This is a genomic window from Pseudonocardia thermophila (assembly GCF_900142365.1).
Lineage (GTDB): Bacteria > Actinomycetota > Actinomycetes > Mycobacteriales > Pseudonocardiaceae > Pseudonocardia > Pseudonocardia thermophila.
This window is the reverse complement of the sequence record NZ_FRAP01000007.1, coordinates 1-12,574: the sequence shown is the minus strand read 5'-3', so window position 1 is coordinate 12,574 and position 12,574 is coordinate 1. Positions and strand designations below refer to the sequence as shown.

The window sequence follows — 12,574 nt, the reverse complement described above, 5'->3', positions numbered from 1 at the left end:
GGCGATCACCGGATGAGTACTTTCGCTGATCCCCGCCGACGGAGTCGTGATCTACCGTGACGCGATGAGCGCGATCGATCCCCGGCAGGATCCCGGCCGGCTGCGCGTCGGTCATCCCGAGCGGCAGCAGGCCGTGGACGCACTTGCCGAGCACTTCTCCCTCGGCCGCCTCGAGCCGGCCGAGTTCGAGCAGCGCACCGCCGCCGCGTGGGCCGCCCGTACCCGCGGCGAGCTGGATGCGCTCTTCCACGACCTGCCCGCGCTGCCGCCCCCGCCGGCGCCGTACCCGGGGTCGCCACCCGCGCCCTACGGCCGGGACGGAGCCACCGGGATGCCGCTCTCCGACAAGCAGAAGTGGGTGGCCGGGGTGCTGCAGCTGGTTCTGCCCTTCGGCACCGGGCGCCTCTACTCGGGCCGGGTCGGGCTCGGCATCACCCAGCTCGGCGTGTCGCTGTTCTTCGCGATGCCGCTGCTCACGGGCCGGTCGCCGGCGGCGCTCGTCGTCCCCGTGCTGTGGTGCTGGCTCGACGGGATCGCGATCCTCACCGGCCGCCCCGCCGACGGCCACGGACGGCTCCTTCGCTGAACCGGGGGACGGCGCGCACATATCCTGTCGCGGTGGGTGCCCAACCGGATCAGCGCCGTCTGCGCATCGGCGACGCGGAACGCAGAGCCGCCGTGGAGGCGCTCGGCGAACACTTCGCGCAGGGGCGGCTCGACGCCGACGAGTACGGCGAGCGCAGCGCCTCCGCCTTCGCCGCTCGCACCGTGGGTGAGCTTGAGGACCTCTTCCACGACCTGCCCCCGCTGCCGCGGCCGCCGCACCTCGGGCCACCCGTCCCGGCAGACCGGGCAACGGTGCCACCGACGCACCAGCCACCGACGCACCAGTCCGGCCCGGACGTGTGGCGGCGTCCGCCGATGGTCCAGCGGATCGCCCCGCCGCACCCGTCGCAGTTCGCGGGCCCGGACGCGCCCTACGGCCGCGAGCCCGGCTCCGGCATCCCGTACTCCGACAAGCAGAAGGTCGTCGCCGGCGTCCTGCAGCTGTTCCTGCCGTTCGGCGTGGGCAGGTTCTACGCCGGGCACGCCGGGCTCGGCATCGCCCAGCTGCTGACGACGTTCTTCTTCGGGATCGGGATCTTCTGGAGCTGGATCGACGGCTTGGTCATCCTCACCGGCCGGCCGACCGATCCGTACGGCCGCCCGCTGCGGTAGTTCAGTCGGCCTTCCTGGCGGCGAACGCCGAAGAACGGTCCGGCCACGGCGCGTCCACCGCACGGCCCTTCGCCGACGACCCGAGCAGCGCGTGCGCGGCGAGCAGCCCGGCCACGGTCACCCCGTTGACGATCGTGCCCGCCAGGGCCATGCGCACGGCCACCGGCAGCGACACCCACCGCGCGGTGAGATCGGACTCCTCGTCGTCGTGGCCGGTCGGGGTGCGGCCGACGTCGGTGAGCCCGCGGGCGAGGAACACCCGCACCGCCTCGTCGGAGAAGCCGGGCGAGGGCACCAGGTCGACCAGCACCTCCCAGTGCTGCGCGGCCAGCCCGGCCTCCTCGGCGAGCTCCCGCTCCGCCGCCTCGACCGGCTCCTCGTCGGCGTGGTCGAGCAGGCCGGCGGGCAGCTCCCACAGCCGACGCCGCACCGCGTGCCGGTACTGGTGCACCAGCATCACCCGGTCGTCCTCGTCGACGGCGACGATCGCGACCGCCCCGGGGTGCTCGGTGACCTCGCGCACGGCGGTGCGCCCACCGGGCATCACCACCTCGTCCTTGCGGACGGCGAACACCTTGCCGACGTAGATGTCGGAGCTGGAGGCGACGTCGAACGAGTGGCGGCTCACGACGCGCCCGTGGTGTTGACGGCGGCGCTGGCCGCCGTGTTGACGGGGACGCGGTCGCGCGCAGGCAGCTCGACCGGCAGCCGACCGGCGGCCTGGTAGTCCAGCGCGGCCTTCACGAACGCGGCGAACAGCGGGTGCGGGCGGGTGGGGCGGCTCTTCAGCTCGGGGTGCGCCTGTGTGCCGACGAAGAACGGGTGCACGTCCTGGGGCAGCTCGACGAACTCGACCAGCTTCCCGTCCGGGGAGGTGCCGCCGAACACCAGCCCGGCCTCCTCCAGCTTGCCCCGGTAGGCGTTGTTGACCTCGTAGCGGTGCCGGTGCCGCTCGGACACCTCGCGCGTGCCGTACGCGGCGGCCACGACCGATCCGGCGAGGAGCGTCGCCGGGTAGGCGCCCAGCCGCATCGTGCCGCCCATGTCCCGCTCCCCCGCGACGACGTCGCGCTGGTCGGCCATCGTGGAGATCACCGGGTGCGGGGTGTTCTCGTCGAACTCCGCGGAGTTCGCACCCTCCAGCCCGGCGAGCGAGCGGGCCACCTCGATGACCATGCACTGCAGGCCCAGGCACAGCCCCAGCGCCGGGATCTTGTTCAAGCGGGCGTGCCGGACGGCGCCGACCTTGCCCTCGATGCCGCGCACCCCGAACCCGCCGGGGATCAGCACCCCGTCGACGTCGGCGAGAGCCGCGGCCGCGCCGGCCGGGGTCTCGCACAGGTCGGAGGGCACCCACACGATCTCGACGCGGGCGCGGTGGGCGAACCCGCCGGCGCGCAGTGCCTCGGTGACCGACAGGTAGGCGTCGGGCAAGTCGACGTACTTGCCGACGAGCGCGATGCGGGTGGTCTCCTCCGGTTTGTGGACGCGGTCGAGCAGGTCGCCCCACACCGTCCAGTCGACGTCGCGGAACGGCAGCCCGAGCCGGCGCACCACGTACGCGTCGAGGCCCTCGCGGTGCAGCACCCGCGGGATGTCGTAGATCGAGGGCGCGTCGGGGGCAGCGACCACGCCGTCCTGCTCGACGTCGCACATGAGGCTGATCTTGCGCTTCATCGGTTCGGGGATGTCCCGGTCGGCGCGCAGGACCAGCCCGTCCGGCTGGATACCGATGTTGCGCAGCGCCGCGACGGAGTGCTGCGTCGGTTTCGTCTTCAGCTCCCCCGACGGCGCCAGGTACGGCACCAGCGACACGTGCAGGAAGAAGCAGTTGTCGCGGCCCACGTCGTGGCGCACCTGGCGGGCCGCCTCCAGGAACGGCAGCGACTCGATGTCGCCGACCGTGCCGCCGACCTCGGTGATGACCACGTCCGGCGCGACCCCGTCGGGGCCCGGCTCGGCCATCGCGAGGATGCGTTCCTTGATCTCGTTGGTGATGTGCGGGATCACCTGCACGGTGTCGCCGAGGTACTCGCCACGACGCTCCTTCGCGATCACCGCGGAGTAGACCTGGCCGGTGGTGACGTTGGCCCGGCCGGTGAGATCGCGGTCCAGGAACCGCTCGTAGTGCCCGATGTCCAGGTCGGTCTCGGCGCCGTCCTCGGTGACGAAGACCTCGCCGTGCTGGAACGGGTTCATCGTGCCCGGATCCACGTTCAGGTACGGGTCCAGCTTCTGCATGATGACCCGCAGTCCCCGGGAAGTGAGGAGGCGACCGAGGCTCGAGGCCGTGAGGCCTTTGCCGAGCGAGGACGCTACCCCGCCAGTGACGAACAGATGACGCGTCGCGCGAGGTTGCACGGAACTCTAATGTACAGCTCCCCGCGCTCCGGCCGCAGTGCGACCCGGGGAGGCCATGATCACCTCTGCGGATGATCAGGCCTTCGGGGCGGCACCGTCCGTCGCCGTGGCGGCCATGCCGTAGCGGCCGGCGCGCTCGTCGAGCTGCTCGCGCAGCGCCAGCACCGTGGACACGCGGCCGGTCCCGGTCTGCACGTCGTCGACGGTGGAGACGCCGCGGGTGATGTTGGGATCGGCGCGGGCCACCCCGACGACGCCGGTGGCGTCGGCCGTGCCGGTGCGCCCGACGAGCACGGTGCCGCGGCCGAGGCGGTCCATCTGCGCGGCGAACCGGGCGACCACGGCGGCGGCGTCACCGGCGTCGACACCGGTCAGCGCGCCGCCGGTCACGACGAGCACCAGGTCGGCCGGGGCGGGCACGTCACCCGGGCTCACGAAACCGGCTGCGGCGAGCCCGGACAGGACGCTGCTGGCCCCGTTCGTGTCCGCGCCCGGCCCGAGCAGCGTGCCGCCGATCAGCCCGCCGACGATGCTGCCGGTGTCGGCCGCGGCGGGCAGCTGCGCGCCGGGCGGCAGCAGCCGCGACGCCAGCTCGCGCAGCTGGTCGCCGCGGGCCGGGTCGCCGACCGCCTCGGTGAGCGCGACGGTGCCGGTGATCGTGGCGCCGGCCTGCCCGACCAGCTCGGTCAGCGCGGTGATGTCACCGGCGTCGGCGCCCGCGGCGGTGACGAGCAGCACCCGCTGGCCCTGCAGGATGCCGCGGATCGCGGCCGGCCCCACCCGTTCGGCGAACTCGTCGGCCGAGCGGGCCGCCGCGGCGAGCGCGTCCCGCTCGGCGGTCACGGCCGTCAGCTGGTCCTGCAGCGACGCGTTGCGGTTGGTCACCGCGTCGAGCAGTCGGCTCGACACCCCGCCGGACCCGAGCAGCAGCCCGACGGCGAGCGCCAGGAACACCGCTGCGATCGACACGATGTGCGCGCGGAAGGAGATCACGCGAACCAGCCCTTGATCGTCTCGACCATCGGTGCGACGACCGTGTCCCAGGTCTGCGCGAACCAGGCGAGCGCGGCGTCTCCGATGTTCGTGGCCACCAGCGCCCCGAGCACCGCCGCCGCCCCGGCCGCGACCAGCAGCAGGATCATCCCGGCGGAGATGCGGCTGCGGTAGAGCATCGCGATCACGCGGCCGTCGACGAGCGCGCCGCCGAGCTGCAGTCGGGTGAGGAACGTGGAGGCGTTGCTGCCGGAGCGACCGCGGTCGAGGAACTCCGCCATCGTCGCCGACATCCCCACGGTCACCACGAGCGCGGCGTCGTGGTGGGCGGCGAGCAGCAGCGCGAGGTCCTCCTGGTTGGCCGAGCTGGGGAAGGTCACCGCACCGACGCCGAGGTCCTGCACCCGCGCGAGCCCGGGCGCGTGCCCGTCCGGTTCCGCAGGCACGACGATGTCGGCGCCGCAGGTCAGGGCGCGGTCGGAGACGTCCTCCGGGTTGGCGACGACGAGATCGGGCGTGTGCCCGGCCTCGAGCAGCGCGTCCGCACCGGCGCCGACCCCGACGAGCACCGGCCGGTACTCGCGGATGTAGCTGCGCAGCGCGGCCAGGTCCTTCGTGTGGTCGTAGCCCGCGGCGACGACGAGCACCTGCCGGTTGGCGAGCTCGACCTCGACCTCGGGGACACCGTCGCCGTCGAGCAGCAGCTGCCGTTCCCGCTGCATGAACTCGGTGGTGTTGGCGGCGAACGCCTCCAGCTGGTGGGACAGTCCCGCCTTCGCCTCGACGAGCGCGTCCGCCACCGAGTCGGCGTCCTGTGCTGTGCCCTCGGCGAGCTTGAGCTCACCGGCGAAGATCTCGCCGCCGTCGATGCGGATGCGCGAGCCGTCCTTGATGGTGATCATCACCTCGGGGCCGACCCGGTCCACGAGGGTGATGCCGGCGTCGACGAGGATGCTCGGCCCCAGGTTGGGGTAGCGGCCGGAGATCGACGGGGCCGCGTTCACGACCGCCTTGACCTGGGCGGCGACGAGCGCGTCGGCGGTCGCCCGGTCGAGGTCGACCTGGTCGATGACGGCGATGTCCCCGGGCTTGAGCCGGCGCAGCAGGTTCTCCGTGCGCCGGTCGACCCGGGCGATCCCGACGAGCCCGGGCAGCTCCGGCCTGCTCCGGCTCATCAGCCCGGCCAGCTTCATGCGCACACCTCCATGCACGCACTCTGACACCCCGCCGGCGGCTTGCCCGGCAGAAACGCCGGACCGTGATGTCACCGACTCGTCGCAGCCTTCCTTCGGGTGGCCGAACGCGACCGATCGGCGGCACGGTGCGCCCGCGCGGTCTCCAGCAGTTCCTCGGCGTGGGCGCGACCGGTGTCGGTGTCGTCGAGCCCGGCGAGCATGCGGGCCAGCTCGGTGATCCGCTCCTCCTCGGCGAGGGCGCGGACGCGGCTGCGGGTCTTCGGGCCGCGCTGCTTGTCGACGACCAGGTGCCGGTCGGCGTAGGCGGCGACCTGCGGTAGGTGGGTGACGACGATGACCTGGTGGCGGGTGGCGAGCCGGGCGAGCCGGCGGCCGATCTCGACCGCGGCCCGGCCGCCGACACCGGCGTCGACCTCGTCGAACACCATCGTGGGCACGGGGTCGGTGCCGGCCAGCGCCACCTCCAGCGCGAGCATCACCCGCGACAGCTCACCGCCGGACGCGCCCTTGTGGAGGGGCTGCGGCTGGGCGCCGCCGTGAGCGACGAGCCGCAGCTCCACCTCGTCGACGCCGTCGGCGCCGGCGACGAGCGGTGCGCCGTCGATCTCCAGCACGTCGGCGGCGCCGGGTTCGGCGCTGCGCGGGGTGACCACCACCTCCAGCCGCGCGTCGGGCATGGCGAGCCCGGCCAGCTCGGCCGTGGTGGCCTTCGCGAGGGTCTCGGCGGCCTTGGTGCGGGCGGCGGTGACGGCGGCGGCGTGGCGGGCCAGCTCCGCGGCCAGCTCGTCGCGGCGGGCGGCGAGCGCGGCGAGCGCCTCGTCGGAGGTGTCGAGCCGCTCCAGTCGTCGCCGGGCCTCCACGGCCCAGGCCAGCACGCCGTCGATGTCGGCGGCGTACTTGCGGGTGAGGGTCTTCAGCTCGGCCTGCCGGGACAGGACCTGGGAGAGCCGTTCGGGATCTGCGTCGAGCCGATCGAGGTAGCCGGCGAGCTCGGCGCCGACGTCGCCGAGCAGGGCCACGACCTCGCCGAGGCGGGCGTCGAGCGCGGCCAGCTCGGGGTCGCCCGCCCCGGACAAGCGGTGGCGGGCCTCACCGACCAGCGCCATCGCGTCGGGGTGGTCGGGATCAGAGCCCTCCACCCCGCCGACGAGCGCGGCCTGCGCGGCAGCTGCGACGCTGCGCAAGTCGTCGGCTGCGGCGAGCCGCTTGGCGAGATCGACCAGCTCCACGTCCTCGCCGGGCTGCGGATCGACGGCCTCGATCTCCGACAGGCCCAGCCGCAGCATGTCGGCCTCCTGGGCCATGCGGCGGGCGCCGTCGCGGCGTTCGGCGAGCTCGGTGATCGTCTTCTGCCACTCGGCCCGCACCTCGCGGTAGCGCGCCAGCGGCTCCAGCACCGGCGGACCAGCGAACCGGTCGAGCAGGGCGCGCTGCTCGGCAGGGCGCAGCAGCCGCAGCTGGTCGTTCTGGCCGTGCACGACGAGGGTGGCCTCCGCCAACCGGCTCAGCACCCCGACGGGCACCGAGCGGCCGCCGAGGTGGGCCCGGGAGCGGCCGTCGGCGCCGACGGTGCGCACCGCGATCAGCTCGCCGTCGTCGACCTCGGCGCCGACCTCGTCGGCCAGCTCCTGCACCTCCTCGTCGACGGTGAACCGGCCCTCGACGACGGCCCGCTCCGCCCCGGTCGCGACCCGCGACGGATCGGCGCGGCCGCCGCCGAGGAGCGTCAGGCCGGTGACGACCATGGTCTTGCCGGCTCCGGTCTCACCGGTGAGCACGGTCAGCCCCGGGTCGAGCTCGAGGGTCGCGTCGTCGATGACGCCGAGACCCTGGATGCGCATCTCGGCCAGCATGGGTCGCAGGGTACGGACCCGTACCGACACGTCCGTGACGCGGCCCGGCATGTCGAGGGCCGCTCGTGGCGCGTCAGTCGTGGTGGGCGCCGCGCCAGCCGCGGACGGGCAGGTTGAACTTGCGCACGAGCCGGTCAGCGAACGGGCTGCCGTCGAGCCGCACCATCCGCACCGGGACGGCACCGCGGGTGACCTCGACCCGGGCGCCGGGCGGGAGGGTGAACGTGCGGCGGCCGTCGCAGTCGAGCAGCGCCGGAGGCCCGTTGGCGTCGATCTCGATGGCGACCTCGGAGTCGGGCGAGATCACCATCGGCCGGGAGAACAGCGCGTGCGCATTGCTCGGCACCAGCAGCAGCGCCTCCACCTGCGGCCACACGAGCGGCCCGCCCGCGGAGAACGCGTACGCGGTGGAGCCGGTGGGGGTGGCGCAGAGCACCCCGTCGCAGCCGAACGCCGACACCGGGCGGCCGTCGACCTCCAACACGACCTCGAGGATCCGCTCGCGGTGGCCCTTCTCGACGGTGGCTTCGTTGAGTGCCCAGGTTCGGGCGATGACGTCGCCGTTGGAGCGGGCGACGGCGTCGAGGGTCATCCGCTCCTCGATCTCGTACTCGCCGTGGACGAGCTTGTCGAGCGCGGCGGGCAGCAGGTCCTGCTCGGTCTCGGCGAGGAAGCCGATGCGGCCCAGGTTGACCCCCAGCAGCGGGATGCCGACCGGGCGGGCCATCTCCGCGGCGCGCAGCAGCGTGCCGTCGCCGCCCAGGACCAGGACGGCCTCGGCGCCCTCGGCGCAGCCCGGCCCGCCCTCGACGAGGCGCGGGGCGAGCTCGTCGGGCAGGCCCTCGCACTCGACGCCCGCCCACTCCTCGCCGATCACCCGCAGCCGCACCCCGTCCTCGGCGAGGCGCTGCGCGACGCTGGCCGCCACCCGGCGGTTGGTCTCGCGACCGGAGTGCAGCACGACGAGGATCTCCCGCGCGGTCACGCCGGGCCCTCCGCGACGGCGGTCGCGAGCACGTCGTCGCCCGCGTCGGGGCCGGTGCGGTCCAGGTGCAGGAAGTACTCGACGTTGCCCGACGGGCCGGGCAACGGGCTCGCGACCGCGGCCCGCACGGCCAGTCCCAGCTCGCGAGCGGTGTTCGCGACGTCGGTGAGCGCCGACAGGCGCAGCTCGGGATCGCGCACCACCCCACCCTTCGGCAGCCGGGCGCGGCCCACCTCGAACTGCGGCTTCACCATCGGCAGCAGTGCGCCGGCCGGGGCCGTGCACGCCAGCAGCGCGGGCAGGACGGTGCGCAGCGAGATGAACGACAGATCGGCGACGGTCAGGTCGACCACTCCCCCGATGTCCTCCGGTCGCAGCGTGCGGACATTGGTGCGGTCGTGCACCCGCACCCGCTCGTCGGTGCGCAGCCGCCACGCCAAGAGCCCGTAGCCGACGTCGGCGGCCACGACCTCGGCGGCGCCCCGGTCGAGCAGCACGTCGGTGAACCCACCGGTGGACGCGCCGGCGTCGAGGCAGCGCAGCCCCGCGGGCGACACCTCGAACGCGTCGAGGGCGCCGATCAGCTTGTGCGCGCCGCGGGAGGCCCACTCCCGCTCGCCCGCGGCCGCGACCTCGATGGGGGTGTCGCGACCGACGACGGTGGCGGGCTTGGCTGCCGGCATCCCGTCGACGGTGACGCGGCCGGCAGCGATGTACTCCGCGGCCTGCCGCCGTGAGGCGGCCAGACCTCGGCGCACCAGCTCGGCGTCGAGCCGGGCCCTGGTGGCCACCACCGTCACGCCGAGCCGGCCGAGCCGGCGGCCAGCGCCGCCCCGAGCGCGGCGTGGATGCGCTCGAACACCTCGACGTGCTCGGCGAGCGGTCGCTCGGCGAGGGTGTCCAGCTCTGCGAGTGCACGGGCGACGGCCTGCCCGTCGTCCGGCAGGGGATTCGTCATCGAGCAGCTCCCGGTGCAGTGGCCTTCCCCGCCACGGTAGCCGAGCTGTCCGACGGCGCGACGAGGCCCAGCTCACTCAGCGCCGCCGCGGCCGCGGCGCCGTCCGCGACGACCGTCACCGGGCCGCCACCGTCCGCCCAGTGCACCGCGCACAGGGCCCGCAGCGCGGTGAGCGGATCGGGGGTGTCCGGGGAGCCGGACAGGACGAGCGACCCACCGCTGCGGGTGACCGTCCATCCGGGCTGCGGCCCGATCCGCAGCGCGTCCGCGGGCTCGGCCAGCGCACCCAGGTCGGCGGCGACGAGGTCCGGGCGGCGCTCCTGCGGCGCGGCGAGCAGTTCCGCCGGGGTGGACACGCCGGTGAGCACCAGCAGCGTCGGCAGACCGGCAGCGCGTCCGCCCTCGATGTCGGTGTCGAGCCGATCCCCGATCACCAGCGGCGCGGTGGCCCCCGTCCGGCGCGCCGCGGCCTGCAGCAGCGCCGGGGCGGGCTTGCCCGCGACCAGCGGTGTCAGGCCCGTCGCGGTGCGCAGCGCAGCCACCATGGATCCGTTTCCCGGCAGCAGCCCGCGCTCGGTCGGTAGAGTCGCGTCCACGTTGCACGCGACCCACAGCGCGCCCCCGCGCAGCGCGACCGCCGCCTCGGCCAGGTCGCGCCAGCCGGTGTCGGGGCTGTAGCCCTGCACGACCGCCACGGCCCCGTCGGCCGCGCGGACCGGGACCAGCCCGACCGCGGTCACCTCCTCCGCCAGCGCCTCCGTGCCGACAACGAGCACGCGCGAACCCGGCTCGAGCCGCTCGGCGAGCATGGCCGCCGCGGCCTGGGAGCTGGTCGCGACGTCGGCGGGCTCCGCAGGGAATCCCAGCTCGGTCAGGTGCGCGGCCACGTCGGCCGGGCGGCGGGAGGCGTTGTTGGTCACGTACGCCGTGCGGCAGCCGCGCTCGGCCGCGGCCCGCACTGCCTCCACCGCGCCCGGGACGGCGCCCTTGCCCCGGTAGAGCGTGCCGTCCAGATCGGCGAGCAGGACGTCGTGCTGGTCGCGCAGGGCCGTTCCCGAAGCGGTCCCCGAGGTCACGGTGCGGACTCCTCCTCGGACGGGCGGGCCGGTGCCGCTGCGACCCCGGCAGCGGTGGTGGCAGGCAGCTGCGCCGGCTCGGTCACCGGTGCGGACCCGACCGGATCGGGCCTTCCGACCCGGTTCCCGGTGTCGGGAGCAGTCGGGCTCGGCTCCGCGTCGGGCTGGTCCGCCGCCACCGAGTCGGGCGAGGACCCGGCCGGGTCCGGGGACACCACCTCGTCGGCGGAAGCGTCGGCGTCACCCTTCGGCTGCGCGGAGTCCTCCGCGGACGAGTCGTGCTCGTCAGACCCCTCGGACGCGGAGTCGGGTTCCCGTTCCGCGTCCTCCCGTTCCGCGTCGTCTGGTCGCGCGTCGTCTGGTTGCGCGCCAGCCGAATCGGCGTCCTCGTCGACCTCGTCGGGGAGGAAGTCGACCTCCACCTGATCCAGCGGCTCCCCGGTCAGCTCCGCGATGCGCTCGGCGGCGTCGGTCTCGTCGTCCTCGTCCGCGTCGTAGGCGTGGACGAACCACTGGATCGCGTCGCTCGTGCGCCCGGCGGCGAGCAGGTTGTCGGCGTAGGCGTAGAACAGCCGCGCAGACCACGGGTCGCGCCGCGCCGGGTCCAGCTCGGGGATCTGCAGGGTGACGACGGCGGCGTCGTGCTCACCGAGGTCGCGGCGGGCGCCGGCGACGACGATCAGCAGCTCGATCGCCTCGGCCCGGGTCAGCTGCTTCACCTCGGGGCTGCGGCCCAGCTCGATCGCGCGCTCCGGCCGGCCCAGTGCCCGCTCGATGTCCGCCATCACCGCGAGGTGTCCGGGCCCGCCCCCCATGCGCCGCGCCGCGCGCAGGTCGTTCAGCGCTTCGGCCCACTCACCTGCCCGGTACGCCGCGATACCGGCCGCCTCCCGCACGACGGCGATCCGCGACGCCCGCTGCCGCGCGTACCGCGCGTGCTCCAGCGCCAGCTCGGGATCGTCCTCCAGCGCACGGCCGGCCGCCACCAGGTGGCGCGCCACGACCTCCGCGGTCTCCTTCTGCAGTCCGCGCAGATCCCGGCGGGCAGCGGCGTCCAGCTGCGTCGCCTTGATGTCGTCGGACAGGGGCGGCGCCGACGGTCGGGCCGCCCGGGCCGCCGCACGCTCCCGTCCAGGCGCCCGGCCGGGCCGTTCGGCGCGGGCCCGCCGCGCTCCACGGGCAGCGCGGTCGTCGCGGACCGGGCGGTCGCGATCAGCCGCCCGGTCCCGCCGCGGCCGCTCGTCGCCCCTGCGAGCAGCGTCATCAGTGCGGTGCTCATCCCGGCCGCGCTCGCCCCGCGCACGGTCCCGGTCGCGATGCCGCCACGGCCGGTCGCCGCTGGCCCGGTAGCCGCGATCGTCGTCGCGACCGCTCGGCTGCTCCCGCCACGGCCTCCCGTCGCGCGCGTTCCGACCGCCCTCCCGTGCATCGGAGCGCTCGTCGTACGCACGGCCGTCACCCGCGTCGCGCCGGTTCCGCCAGGGGCGGTCCCCGCGCCGCTCGCCCTCACGCGCGCGCCAGCCCTCGCCGATCCGCGGGCCGTCCGCGTCGCGCGGTCTGCGCGGCCGCCCCTGTGACCCCCGGCCCTGCTCCCAGCCACGCTCCCGACCACGCTCACGATCGCGGTCACGGTCGCGCGGGTGGTCGTCGCCGGCGTCACGGCGCGCGTCGTCACTCATCCGACCAGGATGACGCTGCCAACCCGTTCCTGCTCGCTCACCGGATCCACGATCCGCGGGCCGATCCCTCCGCGCTGCGCGACCGGCCGACCCGGAGCGATCCCTGCCTCGCGGGTGGTCATCGCCGGAACCATCCGCGATACTCACCGAGCAAGGATACAAAAAGGGGCCCTCGCATCAGCGAGGGCCCCTCTTAACAGCGGGTTTGATGTCGGCGGCGACCTACTCTCCCACACCCTAGCGAGTGCAGTACCA

General features: G+C 74.7%; 13 protein-coding genes. 2 read left to right on the top strand and 11 right to left on the bottom strand.

The features are described 5' to 3' along the window. Positions 1-64: 64 nt before the first annotated feature. Positions 65-586 (top strand): DUF1707 SHOCT-like domain-containing protein, encoded by a 522-nt coding sequence (locus BUE41_RS10685; RefSeq protein ID WP_073457089.1) that lies wholly within the window; start codon positions 65-67, stop codon positions 584-586. Positions 587-618: 32 nt separating this feature from the next. Next, the gene (locus BUE41_RS10680) at positions 619-1,218 is read left to right on the top strand and encodes a DUF1707 domain-containing protein (protein ID WP_143172088.1); all 600 of its coding nucleotides are present in this window, start codon (positions 619-621) and stop codon (positions 1,216-1,218) included. Position 1,219: 1 nt separating this feature from the next. On the opposite strand, the gene BUE41_RS10675 is transcribed toward BUE41_RS10680, so the two are convergent. The 11 genes from BUE41_RS10675 to BUE41_RS32405 form a co-directional block, all read right to left on the bottom strand. Further along, on the bottom strand, positions 1,220-1,846 hold the full coding sequence (locus BUE41_RS10675; RefSeq protein ID WP_073456890.1) for an NUDIX domain-containing protein: 627 nt from the start codon (positions 1,844-1,846) through the stop codon (positions 1,220-1,222). Beyond that, positions 1,843-3,579, bottom strand: coding sequence for a CTP synthase (locus BUE41_RS10670; RefSeq protein WP_073456889.1), 1,737 nt, complete (start codon positions 3,577-3,579; stop codon positions 1,843-1,845). The genes BUE41_RS10675 and BUE41_RS10670 overlap by 4 nt, the downstream gene beginning before the upstream one ends. 75 nt (positions 3,580-3,654) lie before the next feature. After that, complete coding sequence (locus BUE41_RS10665; RefSeq protein WP_073456888.1) at positions 3,655-4,572, bottom strand: copper transporter; 918 nt, start codon at positions 4,570-4,572, stop codon at positions 3,655-3,657. Beyond that, on the bottom strand, positions 4,569-5,765 hold the full coding sequence (steA, locus tag BUE41_RS10660; RefSeq protein ID WP_073456887.1) for a putative cytokinetic ring protein SteA: 1,197 nt from the start codon (positions 5,763-5,765) through the stop codon (positions 4,569-4,571). The genes BUE41_RS10665 and steA overlap by 4 nt, the downstream gene beginning before the upstream one ends. 71 nt (positions 5,766-5,836) lie before the next feature. Then, a complete protein-coding gene (gene recN / locus BUE41_RS10655) occupies positions 5,837-7,621 on the bottom strand; it encodes a DNA repair protein RecN (protein ID WP_073456886.1) in 1,785 nt (594 codons plus the stop codon). 73 nt (positions 7,622-7,694) lie between these two features. Continuing rightward, the gene (locus BUE41_RS10650) at positions 7,695-8,606 is read right to left on the bottom strand and encodes an NAD kinase (RefSeq protein WP_073456885.1); all 912 of its coding nucleotides are present in this window, start codon (positions 8,604-8,606) and stop codon (positions 7,695-7,697) included. Continuing rightward, complete coding sequence (locus tag BUE41_RS10645; protein WP_073457087.1) at positions 8,603-9,397, bottom strand: TlyA family RNA methyltransferase; 795 nt, start codon at positions 9,395-9,397, stop codon at positions 8,603-8,605. The genes BUE41_RS10650 and BUE41_RS10645 overlap by 4 nt, the downstream gene beginning before the upstream one ends. 5 nt (positions 9,398-9,402) lie before the next feature. After that, a complete protein-coding gene (locus tag BUE41_RS31245) occupies positions 9,403-9,564 on the bottom strand; it encodes a hypothetical protein (RefSeq protein ID WP_200803853.1) in 162 nt (53 codons plus the stop codon). Beyond that, on the bottom strand, positions 9,561-10,640 hold the full coding sequence (locus tag BUE41_RS10640) for an HAD-IIA family hydrolase (protein ID WP_084754737.1): 1,080 nt from the start codon (positions 10,638-10,640) through the stop codon (positions 9,561-9,563). Before BUE41_RS10640 ends, BUE41_RS31245 begins: the two co-directional genes overlap by 4 nt. Continuing rightward, a complete protein-coding gene (locus BUE41_RS10635) occupies positions 10,637-11,641 on the bottom strand; it encodes a tetratricopeptide repeat protein (protein ID WP_200803852.1) in 1,005 nt (334 codons plus the stop codon). The genes BUE41_RS10640 and BUE41_RS10635 overlap by 4 nt, the downstream gene beginning before the upstream one ends. 674 nt (positions 11,642-12,315) lie before the next feature. Beyond that, positions 12,316-12,441 carry a hypothetical protein gene (locus tag BUE41_RS32405; protein ID WP_268794463.1) on the bottom strand — a complete coding sequence of 42 codons (126 nt, stop codon included), beginning with the start codon at positions 12,439-12,441 and terminating at the stop codon, positions 12,316-12,318. Between the last annotated feature and the right edge of the window lie 133 nt (positions 12,442-12,574).